General features: G+C 41.0%; 32 protein-coding genes. 26 read left to right on the top strand and 6 right to left on the bottom strand.

Annotation, left to right across the window (positions count from 1 at the left end; translation table 11 throughout):
• Positions 1-28: 28 nt before the first annotated feature.
• Positions 29-205 (bottom strand): class III signal peptide-containing protein, encoded by a 177-nt coding sequence (locus QFX38_03625; GenBank protein MDI9623960.1) that lies wholly within the window; start codon positions 203-205, stop codon positions 29-31.
• 131 nt (positions 206-336) lie between these two features.
• On the opposite strand from QFX38_03625, the gene QFX38_03620 reads away from it, so the two are divergent.
• On the top strand, positions 337-882 hold the full coding sequence (locus QFX38_03620) for a hypothetical protein (GenBank protein ID MDI9623959.1): 546 nt from the start codon (positions 337-339) through the stop codon (positions 880-882).
• Here the strand turns inward: QFX38_03620 and QFX38_03615 are convergent.
• The gene (locus QFX38_03615) at positions 879-1,052 is read right to left on the bottom strand and encodes a class III signal peptide-containing protein (protein ID MDI9623958.1); all 174 of its coding nucleotides are present in this window, start codon (positions 1,050-1,052) and stop codon (positions 879-881) included. The genes QFX38_03620 and QFX38_03615 overlap by 4 nt on opposite strands.
• Before the next feature lie 80 nt (positions 1,053-1,132).
• On the opposite strand from QFX38_03615, the gene QFX38_03610 reads away from it, so the two are divergent.
• The 5 genes from QFX38_03610 to QFX38_03590 are packed head-to-tail and all read left to right on the top strand — an operon-like array spanning position 1,133 to position 4,265.
• Complete coding sequence (locus QFX38_03610) at positions 1,133-2,281, top strand: hypothetical protein (GenBank protein MDI9623957.1); 1,149 nt, start codon at positions 1,133-1,135, stop codon at positions 2,279-2,281.
• A gap of 4 nt (positions 2,282-2,285) precedes the next feature.
• Complete coding sequence (locus QFX38_03605; protein MDI9623956.1) at positions 2,286-2,981, top strand: metal-dependent hydrolase; 696 nt, start codon at positions 2,286-2,288, stop codon at positions 2,979-2,981.
• Between the two features lie 11 nt (positions 2,982-2,992).
• Positions 2,993-3,613, top strand: coding sequence for an Era-like GTP-binding protein (locus tag QFX38_03600; protein ID MDI9623955.1), 621 nt, complete (start codon positions 2,993-2,995; stop codon positions 3,611-3,613).
• A gap of 27 nt (positions 3,614-3,640) precedes the next feature.
• Positions 3,641-3,994: a DUF2073 domain-containing protein gene (locus QFX38_03595; GenBank protein MDI9623954.1), complete on the top strand. Its 354-nt coding sequence runs from the start codon at positions 3,641-3,643 to the stop codon at positions 3,992-3,994.
• Positions 3,978-4,265 (top strand): Zn-ribbon containing protein, encoded by a 288-nt coding sequence (locus QFX38_03590; GenBank protein MDI9623953.1) that lies wholly within the window; start codon positions 3,978-3,980, stop codon positions 4,263-4,265. The genes QFX38_03595 and QFX38_03590 overlap by 17 nt, the downstream gene beginning before the upstream one ends.
• On the opposite strand, the gene rqcH is transcribed toward QFX38_03590, so the two are convergent.
• Positions 4,262-6,208, bottom strand: coding sequence for a ribosome rescue protein RqcH (gene rqcH / locus QFX38_03585; protein MDI9623952.1), 1,947 nt, complete (start codon positions 6,206-6,208; stop codon positions 4,262-4,264). The two genes, QFX38_03590 and rqcH, sit on opposite strands and share 4 nt — an antisense overlap.
• Positions 6,209-6,313: 105 nt before the next feature.
• On the opposite strand from rqcH, the gene QFX38_03580 reads away from it, so the two are divergent.
• Entirely contained in the window at positions 6,314-6,601 is a 288-nt protein-coding gene (locus tag QFX38_03580; GenBank protein ID MDI9623951.1) for a hypothetical protein, read from the top strand.
• Here QFX38_03580 and QFX38_03575 read toward each other — a convergent pair.
• Positions 6,598-8,376 carry a DUF2070 family protein gene (locus tag QFX38_03575; GenBank protein MDI9623950.1) on the bottom strand — a complete coding sequence of 593 codons (1,779 nt, stop codon included), beginning with the start codon at positions 8,374-8,376 and terminating at the stop codon, positions 6,598-6,600. The genes QFX38_03580 and QFX38_03575 overlap by 4 nt on opposite strands.
• A gap of 167 nt (positions 8,377-8,543) precedes the next feature.
• Here QFX38_03575 and QFX38_03570 point away from each other — a divergent pair, with 167 nt between their 5' ends.
• From QFX38_03570 to rtcA, 5 genes are all read left to right on the top strand, one after another.
• Entirely contained in the window at positions 8,544-9,104 is a 561-nt protein-coding gene (locus QFX38_03570; GenBank protein ID MDI9623949.1) for a FumA C-terminus/TtdB family hydratase beta subunit, read from the top strand.
• Positions 9,085-9,849, top strand: coding sequence for a DUF6282 family protein (locus QFX38_03565; protein MDI9623948.1), 765 nt, complete (start codon positions 9,085-9,087; stop codon positions 9,847-9,849). Before QFX38_03570 ends, QFX38_03565 begins: the two co-directional genes overlap by 20 nt.
• 173 nt (positions 9,850-10,022) lie before the next feature.
• Positions 10,023-10,520, top strand: coding sequence for a TIGR00288 family NYN domain-containing protein (locus QFX38_03560; GenBank protein ID MDI9623947.1), 498 nt, complete (start codon positions 10,023-10,025; stop codon positions 10,518-10,520).
• Positions 10,521-10,540: 20 nt separating this feature from the next.
• Positions 10,541-11,707, top strand: a complete 1,167-nt coding sequence (locus QFX38_03555; GenBank protein MDI9623946.1) for a TIGR03576 family pyridoxal phosphate-dependent enzyme — start codon at positions 10,541-10,543, stop codon at positions 11,705-11,707.
• Positions 11,708-11,712: 5 nt separating this feature from the next.
• On the top strand, positions 11,713-12,729 hold the full coding sequence (rtcA, locus tag QFX38_03550) for an RNA 3'-terminal phosphate cyclase (protein ID MDI9623945.1): 1,017 nt from the start codon (positions 11,713-11,715) through the stop codon (positions 12,727-12,729).
• A gap of 4 nt (positions 12,730-12,733) precedes the next feature.
• Here rtcA and QFX38_03545 read toward each other — a convergent pair whose 3' ends face one another.
• Together QFX38_03545 and QFX38_03540 are read right to left on the bottom strand one after the other, a co-directional pair.
• Positions 12,734-13,702 (bottom strand): biotin--[acetyl-CoA-carboxylase] ligase, encoded by a 969-nt coding sequence (locus QFX38_03545; GenBank protein MDI9623944.1) that lies wholly within the window; start codon positions 13,700-13,702, stop codon positions 12,734-12,736.
• Positions 13,703-15,184, bottom strand: coding sequence for an acetyl-CoA carboxylase biotin carboxylase subunit (locus tag QFX38_03540; protein MDI9623943.1), 1,482 nt, complete (start codon positions 15,182-15,184; stop codon positions 13,703-13,705). It lies immediately after the preceding gene.
• A gap of 104 nt (positions 15,185-15,288) precedes the next feature.
• Here QFX38_03540 and QFX38_03535 point away from each other — a divergent pair, with 104 nt between their 5' ends.
• The 14 genes from QFX38_03535 (at position 15,289) to QFX38_03470 (ending at position 22,963) form a co-directional block, all read left to right on the top strand.
• Positions 15,289-15,933, top strand: coding sequence for an METTL5 family protein (locus QFX38_03535; protein ID MDI9623942.1), 645 nt, complete (start codon positions 15,289-15,291; stop codon positions 15,931-15,933).
• A gap of 221 nt (positions 15,934-16,154) precedes the next feature.
• Positions 16,155-16,952 carry a putative RNA uridine N3 methyltransferase gene (locus QFX38_03530; protein ID MDI9623941.1) on the top strand — a complete coding sequence of 266 codons (798 nt, stop codon included), beginning with the start codon at positions 16,155-16,157 and terminating at the stop codon, positions 16,950-16,952.
• A gap of 15 nt (positions 16,953-16,967) precedes the next feature.
• Positions 16,968-17,981 (top strand): 50S ribosomal protein L3, encoded by a 1,014-nt coding sequence (gene rpl3p, locus QFX38_03525; GenBank protein ID MDI9623940.1) that lies wholly within the window; start codon positions 16,968-16,970, stop codon positions 17,979-17,981.
• A gap of 19 nt (positions 17,982-18,000) precedes the next feature.
• Entirely contained in the window at positions 18,001-18,774 is a 774-nt protein-coding gene (gene rpl4p / locus QFX38_03520; GenBank protein MDI9623939.1) for a 50S ribosomal protein L4, read from the top strand.
• A gap of 5 nt (positions 18,775-18,779) precedes the next feature.
• On the top strand, positions 18,780-19,040 hold the full coding sequence (locus QFX38_03515; protein MDI9623938.1) for a 50S ribosomal protein L23: 261 nt from the start codon (positions 18,780-18,782) through the stop codon (positions 19,038-19,040).
• 27 nt (positions 19,041-19,067) lie between these two features.
• On the top strand, positions 19,068-19,778 hold the full coding sequence (locus tag QFX38_03510) for a 50S ribosomal protein L2 (protein ID MDI9623937.1): 711 nt from the start codon (positions 19,068-19,070) through the stop codon (positions 19,776-19,778).
• A 21-nt stretch (positions 19,779-19,799) separates the two neighbouring features.
• Positions 19,800-20,210 carry a 30S ribosomal protein S19 gene (gene rpsS, locus QFX38_03505; GenBank protein MDI9623936.1) on the top strand — a complete coding sequence of 137 codons (411 nt, stop codon included), beginning with the start codon at positions 19,800-19,802 and terminating at the stop codon, positions 20,208-20,210.
• A 16-nt stretch (positions 20,211-20,226) separates the two neighbouring features.
• The gene (gene rplV, locus QFX38_03500) at positions 20,227-20,688 is read left to right on the top strand and encodes a 50S ribosomal protein L22 (GenBank protein MDI9623935.1); all 462 of its coding nucleotides are present in this window, start codon (positions 20,227-20,229) and stop codon (positions 20,686-20,688) included.
• 4 nt (positions 20,689-20,692) lie between these two features.
• Entirely contained in the window at positions 20,693-21,433 is a 741-nt protein-coding gene (locus tag QFX38_03495) for a 30S ribosomal protein S3 (protein ID MDI9623934.1), read from the top strand.
• Between the two features lie 6 nt (positions 21,434-21,439).
• Entirely contained in the window at positions 21,440-21,634 is a 195-nt protein-coding gene (gene rpmC / locus QFX38_03490) for a 50S ribosomal protein L29 (protein MDI9623933.1), read from the top strand.
• A gap of 12 nt (positions 21,635-21,646) precedes the next feature.
• Positions 21,647-21,952: a stress response translation initiation inhibitor YciH gene (gene yciH, locus QFX38_03485; GenBank protein ID MDI9623932.1), complete on the top strand. Its 306-nt coding sequence runs from the start codon at positions 21,647-21,649 to the stop codon at positions 21,950-21,952.
• Positions 21,949-22,230 (top strand): ribonuclease P protein component 1, encoded by a 282-nt coding sequence (locus tag QFX38_03480; GenBank protein MDI9623931.1) that lies wholly within the window; start codon positions 21,949-21,951, stop codon positions 22,228-22,230. Before yciH ends, QFX38_03480 begins: the two co-directional genes overlap by 4 nt.
• Before the next feature lie 12 nt (positions 22,231-22,242).
• The gene (locus tag QFX38_03475; GenBank protein MDI9623930.1) at positions 22,243-22,563 is read left to right on the top strand and encodes a 30S ribosomal protein S17; all 321 of its coding nucleotides are present in this window, start codon (positions 22,243-22,245) and stop codon (positions 22,561-22,563) included.
• 1 nt (position 22,564) lies between these two features.
• Complete coding sequence (locus tag QFX38_03470) at positions 22,565-22,963, top strand: 50S ribosomal protein L14 (GenBank protein MDI9623929.1); 399 nt, start codon at positions 22,565-22,567, stop codon at positions 22,961-22,963.
• Positions 22,964-22,971 lie beyond the last annotated feature (8 nt).

Here is a 22,971-nt window from a genome sequence, read left to right as displayed (position 1 = left end):
TGCTCTTACAACTTATACAACTTATGGGTTAAGGTGATGATACGTTGGTTCTTACAGTTTGTATGTCTTGACCAGCTGATAAGTTTTGTTGGGTGAAGTAGCTTTTGTAGATTAGTAGTGCTACTATTGCTATGACGATTACGCCACCGAATAGTAGTATGTATTCTGCTGCTCCTTGTCCTTTCTCATCCTTTAAGAATCTCATCATATTACACCTCCCATATTACTAACTATTAATATAGGTTTGTTCTATTATAAACTTTTCTTAAGATAAAAATTTTTTCACAATATATTTATAGTGTATTGTGTATATTTTCACCATATTGGGTGTTTAGAGTGCCGAGGAAATATAATATTGATCAGATCATACTCCGATTACTCGCTGATAATGATCTTTCAAGGCAAGATATAGCTGAGAAGATCAGGGAAATTTTAGATAGGCCTGTCTCTGATAAGAGTATTAATGAGGCGCTGATGAAACTACTAGAAGATGGGAAGATACAAGTCATAGATTATGATCTTAGTGTTTATAATAATGTTAAAAGGATACAATCCATAAAATCTGATGGTATAGTGTTCGCCCTCACCAGGAAGGACCCGTTCGAGATAGGCATACTATTCAAGAAGATGGAATCAGAGGATGCTGGGGAGGCTGAAAGGGCATATAGGAAGCTTAAACAGCTCTTCAAGGCGAAAATGGTGCTCGCTGGCATGAAGGATTATACTCTTTTTAATAGGATGATACGTGAGATACTCATACTAGACTCCACGAATAAGGAGAGGATAATCAGGAGATTATCATGGGCATTAAGTGATGAAAGAAATTCAATAGAGGAATTCAAGCGTCTTATACAATATTTCAAGGTGAGAGAATATTACTAGTTTATCCTTTGGCTGAGATTCCCCCTTACACTGTTCAAATCCTCAGAAATCGAAATATCCGGGCCCTGGAAGTATGCATGATAAAATAATAATGCTAAAATTGCAAAGATTATGACAGCTGCGAATAATAATATGTATTCTGCTGCGCCTTGACCACTCTCATCAATCATAACCATCACCAAACCCTTATATTAGACTTTTAATTTATAATACTATTATAAGTAGATAGTTTTTGGGGAGGGCATTCAAATTGATTTATCTCCTAATCACCATTGGAGGCGTGGGCCTACTAATTATTGGACTTTATCTCATGACCTTTGGCTTTGGAATACCACCCAGTTTTGGCTTATTCCTTTTAGGATTATGCTTATTCGTCACTGGAATGCTTATGATAGTGCTATTCGCAGGGAGCATAGACTTGCAATCATTAAGGATTGAAACAACTACAACCCCTAAAAGAAAAACAACAAAAAAACCTACTAGAACCTCGAGAACTCCCCGTCCAGGGATCATGGAAAAACTAAAAACCGAAATAGAACCCACCAAGGAACGTGAAAAGCCAATAAAAGACAAAGGACAAAAAACTGCCAAAAAGTCCCATCCAAGTATCGAGGAAACATTAAAAACAGAAAAAGAAGAGGAAACCCCAAGCAGGCCCACTAAAGCGTCAACTCCAATCAAACCTGTAAAGACCCAAAGCAAGCCCACTAAAGCGCCGACTCCAATCAAACCTGTAAAAAAGCCCCACCCAGACACCACAGAAAAACCAAAAACCGAAACAAAACCTGAAAAGGAACCATCCAGTGAAAAAACCCCCAAAAAACCCGCCAAAGAGCCAAAAGCTAAAGATTCTGATTTTGTTAAAGAGCGTCTACAATCCCTTAAAAGAAAGTATATGAGAGACGTTGAAGGTGTTGATGAAGTTATAGAAGAACGTCTAAGCCCACTTAAAGGAGTTCTTAGCAAGATGAAAAGTACCATAATATGGTCATTCGACGCCCTTGACGTCCAAGACACCATGCAAGATATACTAACAGGAGCCAAAGAAAGCATAGTCCTAATGTATCCTTGGATCCGCAACCTAGACACTTCAATATTAAAAAAATGCATGGACACAAAAAGCAAACTAATAATCCAAGAAGCCAGCCTAGACGATGACGCCTCAGTAGAACTCATAAAACTCCTAATAGACAATAACGTAGATGTAAGGACGATGCCACATGTACATACAGTCGCAGCTGTCGTAGATAATAAAAAAGGTCTTATAATCTCCACAGACCCCATATATGACAGCTTTGAAGTGGGCGTAATATACAATGACAAAAGATCCATCAAAGAAATAGAAAAATTATTCGAAAAAGCTTGGAGCCTCTCTAAAGAGATATCAATAGGAGGTTAGTCTGATGAAGCTTAGATGGTTTGGACATTCAGCATTCGAAATAGTATCAGAAGAAGGAACCAAGATACTCATAGACCCATTCATAAGCAACAATCCAACCTGTGACATACCAGTAGAAGATTTAGAAGCTGACCTAATCTTTGTAACACATGGACATGCAGACCATGTTGGTGATGCCATGGAAATAGCCAACCGAAACAAGGCACTCCTCGTAAGCACCCACGAAATTTCAGTCTTCTTCTCGAAACAAGGACTTGAAAGTGAGGGAATGAACATTGGAGGATCCCTAAAATTCGACAACATCAAAGTAACCATGGTAGATGCCAAACACACCTCTGACATAAACTTCACAGATGAAATGACCCCCGGGGGCAGCGCTTGCGGGTTCATATTCCAATTAGAAGACGGTCAAAAAATATACCACGCAGGGGACACAGGCTTATTCACCGACATGAAAACAGTTATCGGAGAAATCTACAAACCAGATATCGCACTCCTACCAATAGGCGACCGTTATACCATGGGACCGGAAGACGCTATAATAGCAGCCAAATGGATATCCCCTAAGGAAGTCATACCAATGCATTATAATACCTTCCCAGTTATAGAACAAGACCCCCGCATATTCAAAGAAATAATAGAAAAGGAAACACCCATAAAAGTTATAATATTAGAGCCCGGTGAAACATACAAAAAATAGAGTTGAGTAGGATGAATACCTTTTTCAGAAAACTATTAGACAAATTACTTCGAAGGAAAAAGAAAGTTAAAATAGGCTTATACGGGCATCCGAATTCGGGTAAAACCACCCTAGCAAATGCAATCTGTGAAGATTGGATCGGAAAACCCCTAGGGATAATATCAGACATACCCCATGAGACAAGATCTGTCTATAAACAAGAGGAGGTTGTAATCGAAAAAGACGGGGCCAAATTATGCTTTGACATTATAGACACCCCAGGAGTGGCTACAAAAGTCGACTACAAGAATTTCCTAAAATATGGATTGTCAGAGAGAGAAGCCAAAGAAAGGGCCAAGGAGGCTACGAAGGGTATAATAGAGGCCATAAAATGGTTGGATGATGTTACAGGGGTTCTCCTCGTCATGGACTCCACTGAGGATCCTTTAACACAAGCAAACATAACAATAATAGGGAACTTGGAGGCAAGGAAGATACCGTTCCTCATAATAGCAAATAAGATAGACTTGCCAGAATCATCAGAGGATAGAATATCAGCAGTTTTCCCACAACATACTGTCATTCCAATATCAGCATTACACAAGGAAAACATAGAAGAATTATACATGGAAATGTTGAAAAAATTTAGTTAGAGGTTAAAAAAAATGGAAGGCTTAAAAATGGATTTTTTATCGTCAAAGGCCCTTGAGGATAAAAGTAGCATTGAAAAGGTTTCAATGATTATAGAAAGGGTGAAAGATGGGGACATCCTCGTACTAGAAGGGAGCCTCACACCCTCAGAAGAGGCAGAACTCATAGAAACGACAATGAGGGAAATAGACATAGAAAACTTCGTAGGGATAGATATACACACTTTGGAAAAGGATGAAAGGAAACTCTTTGGCTTCTCAAAGAAGAAGACCGTTGGACTCACCATAATCGGCCCAGCCAATGTCATGAAAACAGTGAAAAAGGGGTCCAATTTCCTTTCCATGATTGCGAAGATTGGTGATTCTAGTGCATCAATGCATTAACTGCGGTGCCAAGTACAAAAGTGTTGCAGAACTCTCAGATGGATGCCCCAAGTGTGGTGGCAGATACTTCAAGTATACCCACAAGAAAAAGCAAGAAAATAAAAGTCCAAGCGGTTCCATAGAAACTATAATGATACACGAAAATGGCATCTACGAGGTTAACCTGACGCCTCTGCTCGAGGACGATTCCATAATAGTATCAGATGAAGAAGGAAAATATGTTATAGATTTAAATTTCCTCCTTAAAAAGCAGCTGAAAAAAAGATCCTAGACGAGATCACACTTCCCTGGTGGGAGGACCCTCATAATATCCTCAAGGGTGAAAAGCTGATCAAGGTCTATCCTTTTAAGTATCTCCTTGGCTATGGCCTCTTTTTTAGTGTAACCAGGTTTTATTATAACATACTCTCTCGCGTGTTTTTTGAGGGCGCTTATAGGGCCGCTCATGATCCTTGGACCTTCATAGTCTATTATGCCAACTGCTATTTCAAGTGGCACTCCTCTTATATAATTTCTTCGGCCTTTTATTACAAATGCTCCTTTTTGCACGTATTCTCCAGGTGGTGGTGTTTTTGTAACTTGATCGGGGTGAACCCAATAAACGTCAAGGTGACTGTAGCCTTGTTTCCACGCGTTAGAGAATGATGCTGCGAATATTGCGGCTTCTTTTATCGTGTTTTCCGGTATTTTCTCTCCTTTACTTTTTATTATGACTGATGGGGCGCCGTGGATGTCTGAGTGGAGGTAGAGGTCCTTGTCTTCCATGTATTTTTTCACGAGTATTTCATTGGTTGTGGCGTCTCTACCAGCCAATACTAGGAATCCTTGAGACGAGATGAACCATCTGAATTTTTCGAACCATTTAAGCTTCCTTTTTAACCTCTTCTCTGGCAGGCTTATCTTTTTGAGTGATATTTCCCTTTTTTCCTTAATCTCCTTTATTTTATCCTTGGTTTGGCGGATAGCATCCTTGACTCCGTCTATTTTCTTCTTGGCCTTTTTGGCTTTTTCATAGTATGCTTCGGCGTTCTCTTCGAGGCTTTTTGTCGTGTCTAGGGTTATTGTTTTGTCCTCTATTCTTATTGTGATTTTGCCTTTCTTGTCGACTGATTCTATTAGCTGAGCTTCTGGTATGCCCTCTTTTTTACCCTTTTTCAATCTTTTAAGTATTTCCTCGTATGGGTATTCTTTTCTGGCCTTTGATATGGTTTTGAGTAAGTTTTGGATTAGTTTATAATTTGAGTAGATTAGGTCGCCTTTTAGGGAGGATTCCTTGGCTTTTCTTTTGTAATTTTTAAGGGTTTCCTTTTGTATTCTTAATCTTTTTTCGTATTTTTTTATTTTATCTTCCCATATTTTTTCTTTTTCCCTTTTTATTTTTTCCCGGATTTTTTTCGCGAAGAATTCGTCAGCAGCTTCATTATAGGTGTTGTAGTATTCTCGTTTTCTGTTCTTGTATATTTCAAGTTCTAGTGGTATAACATCTTTGTCCTCGATAATGTTGGGTGTGAAATCCAATTTTTTGAGGGGTTTGAAGGTCTCATTGATCGCCTCATAAACTTTTCTGATATCATTTGTGTTTAGTTTGTTTGCTGGCAGGTTTTTCTGGATCCCGGCTTTTAAGAGTACTTCCTCGGCGTATAAGCCCCCAAGTCCATTGCGTGCAAGGGTTCTTACAATATCAGTCTCTGATTCCTTTATCTGCCGGGTTAACTGGTCCATATCAGCTTCTAGTGGGTTTATGGCATGCTCTGGGGGGTGCTTGTAGGTTTCTCCGGGTAGTATTTTCCTCTCACTCCATACCTCCCTCCTAAGTGGCAATATTATCTTATCATCCTCGTCTAGGAGTATTATGTTACCTTTCCCAAATAATTCAACTACTAGCGTGTATATCCTGTCCCTCTTTATCCTCACTTTCAGTATCCTATCAAAATCATATTGTTCAATTTTTTGTATTATTCCACCCTTAAGGTGTTTGCGCAATAACATTGGAAATGATGGGGGCACCATAGGATTCTCTAAAGGGTAACGTGTTATATGTACCCTTACACCGGCTTGTATGAGAAGATCTACCCTACCCTCATCTTTAACATGCAACCTCAAAATTATAGTATCCTCTAATGGCTGATAGGCTTTATTAACCTTCGCACCCTTCAATAGTCCATCTAATTCATGGGCTACTGCAAACACATCAACATTTGACATTGTCTTCATCAGCATCCACCACAAAAAAATAGTCCATGACTTTTAGTGGCAAAGTTTTATTAAATATTAGGTGATAACATCCTTTATGAATTTTTTCATGGAGGTAAGATTTAGATGGACGTTGACGCCAAAATAACAGCAATCCATAGCCTGGCAGGTTTTATAGCTGCCATAATCTCATTCATAGTATCAGGCGGTTCCATACCCGTGATTGGTAAAAATCAAGCCCTCGGAACATTCATAGGCCTTATAATCCTGCTCTTAACCGGGAATATTGCAGAGAGAATCTTTGAAAAGGAAGAAGTTGGTGGTTTCAAAGGATGGCTATCAAATGGTGTTCTCCCATTCATATTCATCTGGTTCATGGTATGGGCAATCCTACTAACCACAACCACAATCTAAAGGTTTAGATAGAATATCCATACAAGAACAAACACCAATGCTATCAAGAAAATTATCGGGGCCAACACTCTGCTAACAGCCACAATAGAACTTATCGTTGATACAAGCTCGGTTGAATTAGTAGGGCCTAAAGTGTTAAGACCTTTCACCCTTGCAGTGGCACAAGCCACCTCCACAGGCTCTAAATCATCAACTGCAGATTCTACACATTCAAGTATAGCCTTTATGATCTTATCCCTTTTCCTTTTACCCACAGGATTATGGCCTCCTGAAAGAGTGTTCACATAATGTGTATCAGTGGTCATAACCTCACCATCTTGGATGCCAAGGGACTTCACACTTTCAAGTATCTCCTCCCTGAAACCCTGAACCATATTATTCGCATCAAGGAGGATATACGCTGTCTTTTGACCATCCACTTCAACTAAGAGGACTTTCACACCACTCTGACCCACACCATCCTCCTTTGATAACCCTTTTAGAGTATTGGATGCACAACCAACCTTCAAATCTTTCATCTCCTTTGGACATTTAAGTTCCTCCAAAGCATCCATAAAATCAAAAACTTCACTGTTACCTGGCATGACCCTGCTAGCCTCTCCTTTAAATGAATTATGACAATCAACTAGTATAACATTCTTTGAATTGCAACGACTTCTAGCAAAGTTTATAAGGGAAAGACCCACCCCAAAATCAATATCATCAAAACCATCAGGTGCCATAGTAGCTAACAACAGTAAACCATCACCAAAAAATTGCACTCCAATCTTAGCATTATCATTTTCCAGCCTATAAAATCTGCTGGCATGCCCATAGTATTCCATACCATCTAGAGCATCCTTTATCGCCTTTTCCATCTTTTCAATTTCTTTTGTAGATACTGGATTGAAATCATGTGTTGAAGGCCCATGGGCCACCATTGTAAAAGTGTTAAATTTTTCAGCGAGTAATGTTGGCATGTTACCCCCACCGATACTACCAATTGGACCAGGGTGCACAGACGGGCTCAAGAATAATCCCTTAAGTTTCGAACCCTTCTTGAATGCTATCACTCCTATGATGGTATCTATCGGTTCGCCTATTTCCTCGAATAGGCCCTCGAGGGCTGGTGAATTCTCAGTAATATGGGATAAGAATAGGCTTAAAAATTCTAAGGAGCCCACACCAAGATTGCGTCGCATAGGAGATTCAACCACAAGTACAAAGGAGTAAATAGCCAATACTAGGATAATCGCTGCTATTATAGCCTTAACAAGGAATGCTACTATACTGAAATAGCCAATATTGGTAGTTGTGAGGCTTAAAAACACCACAACAATATCCATAGAAATTATGAGAGCCGGTTGAGTTGCTGCGATAAACATAGAATTCAAGAAGCTTATATTAGAAGTGCTCCATATAACAAGGAGCCTGAAAGCGAAAATAAGTACAGAAGCCAAGATTATGAAATTGACTATAAGATCCATCTCAAGGAGTGTTGAGGCCAAGCAACCGACAAGGTATACTATTGAAAATATTAACATGGAAAAGAATGCGAGGAACATGGACTGTTTCATTTTCATCCGCCGACCGCCAAGAGAATTAACCCAAGGCTGAGTTAAAGCACCGGCCATGATAGATCCAAACCCAAATATTATAACACCACTAGTGCCACCATCAATTATATCCTCAAGAAGACTACCCCTAATAGGATCTAATAGAAACCCAACAGCCCCTATAACAAAACTTAGGAATATCATTGAAAGTAGGGAAATCCTAGTAGAGGGCAGACTCATAATATACCTTGAAAGGCCCGTAATATTCTTTGCACTCGACAATTTAATTCTCCACCCCTAATTACCTAACATTGGAGTATCTCCACTATCAAGAATAAAAATATTTACTATAAAACCACCCAATAATAATAAGTTCTCCACCCCCCTCTTCTATTAGGGTGATAAAAGTGGAAGCGAAACTTAAAACACCATTATTTGATGAAGACATTAAAAAGCTCAAGATAGGCGATGTCGTCTATATTTCAGGGACTATATTCACAGCCCGCGACCGTGCACATAAAAAAATGATAAAAGAAGGGGCACCATACAACCTAGAAGGGACAGTAATATTCCACGCAGGACCCATAATAAAACAGAAAGGGCCACTAGAAGGAGATATTATAGATGAACCTCCAGTAGATCTCATAGTTGTAGGACCCACAACAAGCACTAGAATGAACCCATACCAGCCCAAGATCATAAGCTTAGGTGTTAAGGCCATAATAGGCAAAGGTGGCATGGATAAGAATGTTCAAGATGCTCTAACTAAAGAATGTGCAGTTTACCTTGCGGCAGTGGGGGGATGCGCAGCACTTTACGGAGAAAGTGTTAAGGAGGTTAAGAAAGTCTATTGGCCAAGTCTCGGCATCCCAGAGGCTATATGGGAGTTCGAAGTCCAAGAATTCGGGCCATTAATCGTTGCCATGGATTCTAAGGGTGAAAATTTGTATGAAAGGGTTAAACGTTAGCCTAGAAGGGATGATCGACACCCACATTCACCCGGGGCCAGATATAGTGCCTAGATTATTGGATGATATTGAAGTTGCAAGAGAAGCCCAAGTCGAAGGAATGGATGCTATAGTAATAAAAAATCATGTCGAACCAACCGCTTCAAGAGCCAGGATAGCATCTAAGCTCACAGGCTTGAAGGTCATAGGTGGCGTGACACTCAACGAAACCATTGGAGGTTTGAACCCCAGTGCAGTGAAGGCCTCGGCAAAACTTGGAGGCAGATTTGTGTGGATGCCGACAATTTCAAGGGAAAAAATTAACATTTCAAACATAGAGGACGTCCTGGAAGTCATAGCAGAACATGACCTAGTACTTGCAACAGGACACCTTAAACCATATGAGATACTCGAGGTTATAGATTTAGCAAAATCCACTGGGATACGAAGAATACTAGTCAATCACCCCCTGACTAGAATAGTGGGTGCAAGTCTAGAAGAACAAAAGGAAATGTCAAAGGGGGCCCTACTTGAACATTGCCTCGTAGCATGTTTCCATGAAAAATTACCCTTGGGTAGGATTATAGAGGCCATAAAATATGTTGGATATAAGAAGTGTATAATTGCCACAGACCTTGGCCAAGAACATAACCCATCACCTGTAGATGGACTCAAATGGTTTATAGGATCTCTACTCCAAGGTGGATTAAAAGAAAGGCACATCAATTGGATGTGTTCATCAGCTCCCAAAAAATTAATATTCTAAAAATTTGATTCATGTAAAAGGAATAAAAGGACGAAAAAACATACTATCAAATGGGAATTTTTTATAATGCTCGCCAACCAACCAGAGTGGGAAGAGCCCCCACCACATGGTGAAAGGGGCATTGGCATTAACATGGGGAGGTAAAAAAACTAGGATGATATTGGAGGATGAAAATGCGCCGTTTTGAAAAACTAACATCCATTAGAGATTATATACCTATAAGGAAAAGGGAATCTGAGGATAAAAATATTGGGTTGCTTGTTGATGGTCCTAACATGCTTAGGAAGGAGTTCAGCTTAGACCTCGACCTTGTTAAGAAGATATTATCAGAGTATGGTAATATGAGGGTTGGTAAAGTCCTCTTAAACCAATATGCTTCTGATAAGCTCATAGAGGCTATCGTAAACCAGGGATTCACTCCAATTGTCGTCGCGGGTGATACTGATGTTTACATGGCCGTGGAGGCCATGGAACTTATTTATAATCCTAATATTGACATAATAGCATTAATGACTCGTGATGCTGATTTTCTCCCCATAATCAACAAGGCAAAAGAAAATGGCAAACACACCATTGTCATCGGGGCAGAGCCCGGTTTCAGCGCCGCCTTGAAAAATGCCGCTGATGATGCGATAATATTAAAATCCGAAGAAAAAAGGTCAAAGGAATAATTATTAGGGGGCCCCTCATAATGAACATGCTCATCAAAGGGCCTGAAGATGAAATACTAAAAAAAGAACAAGCATTCAAAATAATCAGATCCACTTTAGATGAAAAGGGTAGAGAGGCTCTATATGACCTCACAGGCCTCGCAGGCGGCTTTCCCATAAAAAAAGAGGACAAAAAACTCCTTGAAACATATATAGGGCCTGCAGTATACGAAGAAAAACTTCAAAAACTGGCATTAGAACATTTGGGGGGAGAGAAGGCCATAGCATTCAACCGTACAACATCAGGGATATTGGCCACCATCATAGCCTTAACAAAACCCGGGGACAAAATTGTACATTACCTCCCAGAGTCCCCATCACACCCATCAATACCAGAAAGTGCCAAAATAAGAGGCGCAGAATACCTAGAATTCGATAATATCAAAGAATTTCACATCCCCCCAGGGACATCTCTCACCTTCATAACAGGAGCCACCATGGACCATAAAATAATAGAGATAGGAGAATTCAAGAGGATAATCAGCCTATCAAAGAAAAAAGGGATACCAGTAATGGTTGATGATGCATCAGGAGCCCGAATAAGGACAATAATATACAAACAACCCAAAGCAATAGAACTAGGAGCAGATCTTGCCATTACAAGCACAGACAAGCTCATGAACGGACCCCGCGGCGGAATACTAACCGGAAAAACCAGACTAGTCAATAAAATAAAAACTATAGCATACCAGTTTGGCCTCGAAGCACAACCACCACTCATAGCAGCGATGGTAAGAGCACTAGAAGAATTCAAACCCTCAAATATCCTCAAAGCCATTAAAATAAGGGACGAAGTGCACAAAAAACTTAAAAAAGTCTTCAAAGGTTTCCAGAAGACCCCCACAGGTGTCATGATCCGCCCAGAGAAGATAAAAAAAGAAATACAAAGACACAATGTTAAAACAAGATTATCCTCACAGGACACATCATACCTCTGGGCCATGCTACTACTCCAAGAACATGGAATAATAACAATACCAGCCGCTGGAATGCCAGGAGCATCCCCAACACTCAGATTAGACTTTGCAGCACCAGACGCACAAAGACTAAAACCGGCCCAGATAGCAAAAATCCTAGAAGAAACATTCCAAAAACTATTAGATACCATAAAGGAACCAACAAAAGCAAAAAATATACTAGGAGGCTAAAATTTTTGCTTGAAATCGACGGATCATTCGGTGAAGGAGGAGGAGCCCTCGTAAGAATATCCACAGCACTCGCAGCCCTAACATCAACCCCAATAAAAATATACAACATAAGAGCTAACAGACCCAAAAAAGGCCTCTCATACCAACACTTAACAGCAATCAAAGCACTAGCCAAAATAACAGAAGCCAAACTAAAAGGGGCCAAGATAGGATCCATGGAAATCAAATTCACCCCACAAAAAATAAAAGGGGGAACCTTCTACTTTGATGTTAAAACTGCAGGTAGCATAGGACTAGTACTCCAGGCACTGATGATACCCGCAGCATTCGCAGAAGACAAAACAAAATTCAAGATACGAGGCGGAACCGACGTCAAATGGTCACCACCAATAGACTACCTAAAAAATGTAACATTACCCCTACTAGAAAAGATGGGCTACAAAGCAAAAATAAAACTACTAAAAAGAGGATACTATCCAAAAGGTGGAGGCATCATAGAAGCAAAAATACAACCCATAAAAAAACTAAAACCAATAAAATTGACAAAAACAAGGATAAAATCCATAAAAGGGATATCACATGCCGGTAGACTCCCACTACACGTTGCCGAGAGACAAGCGCGGGCAGCCCAAAAAGAACTACAAAAAGAGGGATTAGACGCAGAAATAAGAACAGAACATTCCAATGATACCCTTTCACCAGGCTCAGGTATAATACTCTGGGCCGAAGGCAACACCAGAATAGGGGCCAGTTCACTCGGCGAAAAGGGAAAACCGGCAGAAATCGTTGGAAAAGAAGCCGCAGAAGAGCTGATAAGATTCCTAGAAGAAGGGTTGCCAATAGATAAATACATGGGTGATCAGATCATACCATACATGTCAATCGCGGGAAAATCCATAATAAAAACTGTTGAATTCTCAATGCACGCCTATACCAACATACATGTCACAGAGAAGATTACAGGCAAAAAATTTAAAGTAAGAGGAGATCTCGGAAAACCTGCCACCATAGAATGTCCCTAAAAGCCTATCTTAGATGTATGCACTCCCCCGAAACTATCTTCCTTAATTTCCCATTATCCAATTCTAATATAAGAGCACCCTCACTGTTCACACCAACAGCCTCACCTCTCACGATTTCGCCCAACTGCTTCCTGATCTCAACATAACTTCCTATAGTCTTTGAGAATCTTCTCCACTCATTTAATATCTCAGAGAACATTCCCTTTTTAAAGTCCTCATAAACTTTCTCAAATTCGACTAAAAGCTTCCTAATAAGATCAACAGAATCAACATCCCTCTTAAGCTCCTTTTTGAGGGATGTGGCCCCTTCACGGAACTCTTCTGGGAACAAGTCCACGTCAACGTTCGTATCTATCCCTATACCCACAACAATATATTCTATGGTGTTAAAACGGGCATGAGCCTCTGTCAATATACCGCAGACTTTCCTGTCCCCAATAAGTATATCATTGGGCCATTTTATCCCAACATCTAAACCAAACTCCCTCTTAAGGAGTTTAGCAACTGCAACACCGGTTACAAGGGTTAAATGGGGGGCCTCAGCAGGCGGTATCTCTGGCCTTAATATTATTGACATCCATATACCGCCACGAGGTGATATCCACTTTTTACCCCGCCTACCTCGACCCCTTGTTTGGGTCTTTGCTATGACAACCGTACCCTCACTAGCATCGTCTTCCGCGAGTTCTTTAGCTATAATATTGGTGGAGTCGACTTCATCAAAACAGTAGATTTTTCTGCCGATATAACGTGTCTTTAAGCCCTTTTTTATCTTAGATGGTGATAAATCATCACTTGGCTCCTTTAACCTGTACCCTTCCTCTGATTTCTCAAACTTATAACCCCTATCCTCAAGGATTTTAAGTATTTCCAAGACTTTATCAAGTTCAAGGCCCAATTTTGACGCTATCTCATCTACAGATGCGAACTTTTCCCTGTTTTCATATAGGAACTCAAGAACCTTATAATTCATTTATAACACCTTTTTATTGGATGCCATATAATTTCCTATTGCCGCTGAGATCGCGGCAACCTTTTTTGAAGGCAGAAACGTTGATTGTAACCTGGTTACCATCTCTTTATCTTCGATGACTATCCTCCTCATTTCCTCTTCTATCTGCTTCCTATGATGATCTACAAAGTGCGTGTGGAGTTCGCCCCTATTGAAGGCCTCGTTCCTCATTATAGCTTTATGGAATGGTATGGTGGTCTTAACACCCAGTATTATATACTCTGCGAGGGCTCTTTTCATCCTTTCAATGGCCTCTGCACGGTCACGGCCCCATACTATAAGTTTTGATATCATTGAATCATAGTAGCTCGGTATCTCGTAGTTCATATAAACGCCACTGTCAACCCTAACTCCTATACCACCAGGTGACCTGTAACCTGTTATCCTACCTGGTGTCGGCTTGAAGTCTGATAGTGGATCTTCGGCATTTATACGACATTCAATGGCGTGCCCATTTATCCCTATTTCATCCTGCGAGCAGCAGAGTTCCTCGCCGGCGGCGATCCTTATCTGTTCCTTAACTATGTCCACACCTGTTATGACCTCTGTTATGGGATGTTCCACTTGCACTCTTGTGTTCATCTCTAGAAAATAGAAATCCCCATTGGAGTATAGGAATTCAACAGTACCTGCATTGGTGTAACCTATATGCTTGGCGGCTCTGACAGCTGCTGCACCCATTTTCTCCCTGAGTTCGGGTGTCATTATAGGTGAGGGTGCCTCTTCTATCAATTTCTGGTGCCTGCGCTGTATTGAACATTCTCTTTCATTAAGGTGTATTATGTTCCCGTGTTCATCTGCCAGCACCTGGAATTCAATGTGCCTGGGCTTTTCAAGGTACTTCTCTATATAAACGGTGGGATCCCCAAAGGCTGATGATGCTACCGATTGTGTGGATTCGATAGCCCTTACAAGCTCGTCTTCTTCATAGACTGTTCTCATACCTATACCACCGCCCCCGGCGGATGCTTTTACTATGACAGGGTAGCCTATCTCCTCGGCGATTTCAACGGCCTTTTCAGCATCCTTCACGCCTTCAACTGTACCGGGGACAACGGGGACTTTGGCCTTTTTCATGAGTTTCCTAGCCCTTATCTTGTCGCCCATGGCCTCGATAACTGAACTTTTGGGGCCTATGAGTTTTATTCCATGTTTTTCACATTCCATGCCAAGTTTCGGGTTTTCGGCTAGGAAACCGTAACCTGGGTGTATAGCCTCTGCACCAGATTTTTCTGCTATGTCTATTATTTTATCCACTCTTAGGTAGCTTTCGGATGGTGTTGAACCGCCGAGGGGGTGTGATTCGTCAGCGTAACGTGCGAATAATGAATTTTTATCAGCGTCTGAGTATATGGCGACACTTTTGATATTAAGTTCTCTGCATGCTCTCATAACCCTTATGGCTATTTCACCACGGTTTGCAACGAGAACCTTGTTGAACATGGATAAACGCACCTCACAGATTCCTTAATGGATAAATTTTGTGAAGATATTATTTAATAGTTTCCTTGATAGAATATTAAGAGAAATTTCTTATAGGATCTGATATGGGGTATAGGATATTAAAGAAGCGGCATCTTGAAATTTTACTTGAAAAGGTACCAGATTATGCTAGTCCTAAAGCGAGTTTGGAACAGTATAAGACCCCGTCGGTTATCGCTGCGGACATTCTATGGTTTGCATATAATCTTGGTGATATTCATGGCAAACATGTTATGGACTTAGCTTGTGGCACTGGTATATTTGCTATTGGAGCTGCCATGCTAGGAGCTAGGAAGGTTTTCGCTGTGGACATTGACAAGGAGGCCTTAGAGATTGCTATGGGGGCGGCCGAAGAATTAGATGTTGCCGATAAGATACAATTCATAGAAGCTGATATAAAGGATAGTATTATGGAATTTTCAAGATTAGGGGTTGATACGCTGATCCAGAACCCGCCATTTGGATCCCAGAGGATGGTTAAGCGCGGTGCTGACAGGATATTTATTGAAGGATCCCTTAAAATTTCCCCTGTTGTTTATTCATTCCATATGATGGGATCTGAGGATTTTGTCACAAGATACTTTGAAACAATAGGTGGAAAAATAACCCATAAATTATATTATAGGTTCCCCATACCAAGAATATACAATTTCCATAGAAAGGATTCTAAACTTGTTGATGTTATTGTCTTGAGGATTATCAAAACCTAAAGATATTGGATAGTTCCCCCTTGTTAACTGATCATATGGAGGGCTTATACGTCTTCAACATTTGGGAGATTGTCCATCCCACAATATTTTACTTAAGCATCTGTTATTATAATTCGAAGTTTTTTAGGAAATAAGGAATCCAACAAGAACCTCCTTAATATTAATGGTCATTCATGATTGTTATGAAAATATTTATAAAAGATGAAAATAGAGATTAATAGATGTATAAAAGATGTTTATCCATATTCATCCCAGACACCTTAACAGAGGAGACAAGGGATCCTAAAATAAAAACATATAAGGTTGGTATAATAGGCCGTGCAGCAGCCATATTCAAAGTCGATGAAATCATAATCTACAAGGATGAAGGTGAAGGTGAGGCAAAGTTTATTAGGGATATCCTAGCTTATATGGATACACCTCAATACCTTCGAAGGAAGGTTTTCCCCCTAACACCTAACCTGAAGCATGTGGGTGTGCTCCCACCACTTCGAACCCCACATCATCCAATAGGCAAACCACAGGTTGGCGAATACAGACAAGGACTAACCCTCAAGAGGACCAGAAGAGGGACCATAGTCGATATAGGAGCTGACAGACCAGCCTTAACCAGGGAAAAGCTTACAGTGAACAAGATACTAACCTTCAAAGTAATAAAATATGGTAAGAATATAATAGTAGAACCAGAGGAACCAGAAGATGTGTACTGGGGATACAAGGTAAAGGATACGGGTAAAAGCCTCCCAGAGGCCCTAAAATCTGAGAAGAAGGATGTTGTCATAGCAACATCCAAGTATGGCGCGCCCCTTACTTCTATTCTAGATGAAGTAAAATCCAGATTAGAAAAAGCCCATGAAGTGGCTATTTTATTCGGAGGTCCTTACAAGGGGTTACCAACAACGATCAAAGCGGACTTCACATTAAATACGATTCCAGACCAGGGAACCGAAACAGTAAGGACCGAGGAAGCTGTACTAGCAACCTTATCAATATTTAACATAATAAGAAAAATCCAATAGAGGAGGTATAATCTAATGGCTAGACATCATCAACCAAGAAAAGGATCACTAGCATACAGTCCAAGAAAAAGGGCTGCGAAAGAAACACCCAGGATAAAATCCTGGCCAAAAATCCAAGAGTTGAAACCACTAGCCTTCGCCGGTTACAAAGCCGGCATGACCCACATTACAATGGTAGATAATAGGAAAAATTCGCCCACAGAGGGTATGGAGATCACAACACCCGTCACAGTAATAGAAACCCCACCAATCACTGTAATGGGAGTTAGAGCCTACGAAAAAACCAGCAGAGGACTCAGGACATTATCAGATGTCCTAGCCGATAACATGAAAGAAGATCTTAAAAGGAAAATATCCACACCAGGAGACAACTACAACAAGGATGCAGCAATCCAAAAAATAGAAGATAACATGGACTACGTCCAAGAGATAAGGATATTAGTCCATACTAACCCCAGATTAGCAGCGCTGCCAAAAAAGAAGCCAGAAATCTTTGAATGCGCCATAGGCGGTGAAAACATCCAAGAAAAACTAGAATATGCACTAGAATTACTCGGAGAGGACATCAGAATAAGCGAGGTTTTCTCAGAAGGAGAATACATTGATTCAATAGCAGTGACCAAGGGTAAAGGGTTCCAAGGGCCAGTGAAAAGATGGGGTATCAGAATACAATATGGTAAAGCAGCGAGAAGCAGCAAAGGAAGACACATAGGATCTTTAGGCCCATGGACACCTTCAAGGACAATGTGGACAGTCCCACAAGCAGGACAAATGGGCTACCATAGAAGGACAGAATACAACAAGAAAATACTCAAGATAGGAGAAGCCTCAGAAGCCGACCAAATAAATCCAAAAGGTGGATTCATAAGATACGGGCTCATAAAAAACGATTACATCCTCCTAAAAGGTTCAGTACCAGGCCCCGCCAAAAGGCTGATAATCCTGAGAAAAGCCATAAGGGCGCCTGAAAAAGGTGTTGAAGCACCCCAGGTAACATATATAAGCACAGCATCAAAACAGGGCACCTAAAATGTCAGGTGTGGTTCACATGAAAATTAAAGTTTACTCACTAGATGGAGAACCAGTAGACGAGATCAAACTGCCTAAAATATTCAGTGAAGAATACAGACCAGACCTCATAAAAAGGGCAGTCATATCAGCACAAACAGCAAGAATACAACCATGGGGTTCAGATCCCATGGCCGGTAAAAGAACCTCAGCAGAATCATATGGCGCCGGCCGGGGAATTGCAATGGTACCCCGTATAAAAGGCGGTCAAAGAGCAGCATTCGTCCCCCAAGCCGTTGGGGGGAGGAAAGCACACCCACCAAAGCCATACAAAAACTACCATGAAAGGATAAACACGAAAGAAAGACGCTTAGCCATCAGATCAGCCATAGCAGCAACAGCCAACAAAGAACTAGTCAAAAAGAGGGGGCATATCATAGACAAAATCCCAGAAATACCACTAGTAGTGGATGACGAACTCTCAAAGATCAAAAAGACAAAAGAGACAAGAAAAATATTCAAAAAACTAGGAATAATAGAGGATATAATAAGGGCGAAAGAAGGTAAAAAGATAAGAGCCGGAAAAGGTAAGATGAGGGGTAGAAAATACAGAACACCTAAAGGACCCCTCATAGTAGTACATGATGATAAAGGCATAAGATTAGGCGCGAGAAACCACCCAGGCATAGACATAGTAAGAGTGGAAAACCTAAACGCAGAATTACTAGCACCAGGCACACACCCTGGCAGACTAACAGTATACACAAAATCTGCAATAGAAAAACTTGACAAACTATTCAAAATAGGGGTGTAAAAAGAATGGATCCATACAAGATCATAATAAAACCCCATGTAACAGAAAAAACTATGAACCTAATAGACCAAAATAATGAATTAACATTCATAGTCAATAGGGGAAGTAACAGGTCAGAGATAAAAACGGCCTTTGAAGAACTTTTCGCCGTGAAAGTTGAAAGGGTTAACACACAAATCACCCATAAAGGTGAAAAAATAGCATATATAAAATTGGCCAAGGAACACAACGCAGAGGACATAGCAGTTAAACTAGGCGTATTCTAAAAAATCCACATAAGGGGGAGTAATATAATGGGTAAAAGATTAAGATCACAGAGGCTTGGGAGGGGAACACCAACATATAGGAGCGCCTCCCACCGATTCAAGGCAAAAATAAAATACAAATCCCAAGAAGAAACCTTGAAGGGTAAAGTAGTTGATATAATCCACGATCCTGGGAGAACAGCCCCCATAGCCAGGATAAAGTATGACAACGGCGAAGAAGACTACATACTAGCACCAGAGAGCATCAGAATCGGGGAAGAAATATACCATGGAACCTCAGCACCAATAAAACCAGGTAACGTTTTAGAACTCAGAGAAATCCCAGAGGGGACACCAATCTACAACATAGAAAACCAACCAGGAGATGGTGGGAAACTCGTAAGATCATCAGGCACTTACGCTTCACTAATCACTCATGACATCGACAAAGTAGTTATAGAATTACCATCAGGAGAACTGAAAGCCCTAAACCCAAAATGTAGGGCCACAATTGGCGTAGTAGCGGGTGGAGGGCGTAGAGAAAAACCATTCCTCAAAGCAGGTAAAAAATATCATGCTCTCAAGGCCAAGGGTAAAAAATCTGTTGTGGTGAGAGGCGTTGCAATGAACGCCGTAGACCACCCACACGGTGGAGGTAACAGACAACACCCAGGCAAACCCACAACAGTATCGAAACACGCGCCACCAGGAAGAAAAGTTGGTTCAATCGCAGCTAAAAGAACCGGGAAAAGAAGATAAAAAAATATTGGAGGTGAGTTATTGGCACGTAGAGAATTCAGGTACAGAGGTTACCGATTAAATGAATTACAGAAAATGCCCCTAGATGATGTGATAAAACTATTCCCATCCAGACAAAGAAGATCCTTAAAAAGAGGATTCTTACCAAGACAAAAAAAATTATTGGAAAAAATAAGAAAAGTTAAAAAAGAGGCGAAAAAGAGCGGAAGACAACCCATTATAAGAACCCACTGCAGGGACATGATAATACTCCCAGAGATGGTGGGTTTAACCTTTGGCATACATAATGGGAAAGACTTCGTAGAAGTGAAAATCCAACCAGAGATGATAGGACACTACCTTGGAGAATTCGCACCAACAAGAAAAAAGGTTGAACACGGAGACCCAGGAATGGGCGCGACCAGATCATCCATGTTCGTTCCTCTGAAATAAAATGGGAGACAATAAAATGGCTAGGATCAAATACGCTTATAAAGTAGAGGATGAGGCCAAAATAGCGAGAGCAACCGGGTTCAGACTCCAAATCTCCCCAAAGCATGCAGTGGAAATCTGCAGAGAACTCAAAGGGATGAAACTAGAAGAAGCCAAAGACTACCTCAAAGAAGTCATCCAAATGAAACGACCAGTACCATTCAAGCGATACAACAGGAAAGTAGGACACCGCAGGGGACTTGAAGGATGGGACAGTGGCAGATACCCAGTCAAAGCAGCTAAACACATACTAAAAGTCCTCGAGAATGCGGAGGCCAACGCAGAATACAAAGGACTAGACACAGAAAACTTGAAAATAATCCACATATCAAGTCACAGAGGACAACCAATAAGGGGATGGATCCCAAGGGCATTCGGGAGAGCCACACCATTCAACAGGCCAACAACACACATCCAAGTAGTGCTAGGGGAGGCTTAATCTAATGATCGAAAAAGACTTCGTCACAGAAGGACTTAGAAGGACAAAAATCGACGAATACTTAGAAAAGGAACTTGAAAGAGCAGGTTATGGTGGTATGGACATACAAGTAACACCACTAGGTACCATGGTAGTGGTCTATGCTGAAAGACCAGGCATGGTAATCGGACGAGGAGGCAAAACAGTCCGTGCCATAACCCAGAAACTCAAAAACAAGTTCAAACTAGAAAACCCCCAAGTAGAAGTTAAAGAAGTTGAAGTACCCGAATTAAACCCGAGGATAATGGCCCATAAGATCGCTGCCATGCTCCAGAGAGGCATGCACTTCAGGAGAGTGGCCTACACAGCCATGAGGAGGATAATGGCCGCCGGCGCCCAAGGAGTTGAGATAACAATCTCAGGGAAGATAAGAGGTGCCAGGGCAGCTATGGCCAAATTCACAGATGGTTATATTAAAAAGTGTGGCGAACCAGCCATAGAATTTGTCAAGGAAGGATTCGCCACAGTACAATTAAAACCTGGAGTACTTGGGGTGTATGTGCGTATAATGCCCCCTGATGCCAAACTACCTGATGACGTGGAGATCAAAACGCCAAAAATTGAAGAAAAGACCACAGAAGAGGAAGAAGGGGGATTAGAGGAAGAATTAGAGGAAGTGGAAGAAGAAGGATTAGAGGAAGAACTGGAAGAATTGGAAGAACTAGAGGAAGAATTAGAGGAAGTGGAAGAAGCTAAAAAAGAGTGATTAAATATGGCCATCTTAAAAAGTGATGAGATAAGGGAGATGGACTCTGAAGAACTTTATAAAAAGTTAGATGAACTGAAGGCAGAATATTCAAAATACTTATCTAAAAGCGCGGCTACAGGAGCCCCTGAAAGTCCTGGTAAAATGCGCGAACTTAGAAGGACGATAGCGAGAGTTCTCACAATCATGAAAGAAAAATAGAAGGAGACACAAATGAAAATCTGCGAGGTATGCGGTCTTCCAAAAGAATTATGCGTCTGTGAAGAGATAGCAAGAGAAATACAGAGAGTAAAAGTGTACACAGTAAGAAGAAGATTCGGAAAAATCATGACATTAATCGAGGGCATCAACGAGCAAGAAATAGACATAAAAGAGCTCACAAAGACGCTAAAAGCCAAATGCGCATGTGGGGGAACAGCCAAAGAGGGTAGAATAGAATTACAAGGAGACCATAAAAAGAAGGTCAAAAAAGTTCTAGTGGAATTAGGCTTCTCCCCAGACACCATAGAGATAAGATGATAACACCAAGGAACGTATTTAGACATGAACTCATAGGCTTAAAAGTCAAAGTAGCAGAAAGCCCACACAAAAACTTCAAAGGCCTCAAGGGCAAAGTCATAGACGAAACAAAAAACACACTCAAAATAGAACTAAAAGATGGAAAAGAGGTCATAATACCCAAGAACGTGGCAAAATTCCACTTCAAATTACCAGACGGCCAAGTAGTGGAAATAGACGGGCGAATAATAGTAGGCCGTCCAGAAGAACGGATAAAAAAGAAATTTAAAAAAATTTAAGGGTGATAATAGATGATCGGCATCGACGTCCCAGAACCAAAATCAAAATGTAACGATCCTAACTGTCCATTCCATGGTAACCTAAAGGTTAGGGGCAGAATACTAGAAGGTATAGTTACCAGTGACAAGGCAGAAAGGACAGTTACGGTAGAGAGAAGCTACTACCAGTTCCTGCCAAAATATGAAAGATATGAGAAGAGAAGATCAAAGATCAAAGCCCACAAACCCGACTGCATCGACGTCAAAATTGGGGATACAGTAAAGATTGCAGAATGCAGACCCCTAAGCAAAACAAAAAGTTTCGTTGTAGTTGAAGTGAAAGGAGAGAAATAATATGAAGGCCATAGCAGCAAATGTCACCAGGGCACTGCCCGTAGGCGCGAAACTACACTGCGCGGACAACACAGGAGCCCGAGAACTTGAAATAATAGCAGTTAAAGGTTACAAAGGTGTTCGAAGAAGGCTCCCAGCAGCTGGCGTAGGTGACATGATAGTAGTATCAGTGAAAAAAGGTACCGTGGACATGCGAAGAGAAGTACTAAACGCGGTCATAATAAGACAAAAAAAAGAATACAGGAGACCAGACGGGCTAAGGGTCAAATTTGAGGATAATGCCGCCGTCATCGTAAACCCAGACGGGAGCCTGAAAGGCTCGGAGATAAGAGGACCCGTTGCGAAAGAAGCAGCCACGAGATGGCCTAGTATAGGCAGCGCAGCCAGCATAATAGTATAATATGGTGA

This window comes from Methanothermobacter sp. (genome assembly GCA_030055615.1).
Classification (GTDB): domain Archaea; phylum Methanobacteriota; class Methanobacteria; order Methanobacteriales; family DSM-23052; genus Methanothermobacter_A.
The sequence above is the reverse complement of the archived record's forward strand: the minus strand, read 5'-3'. Positions and strand labels throughout refer to the sequence as shown.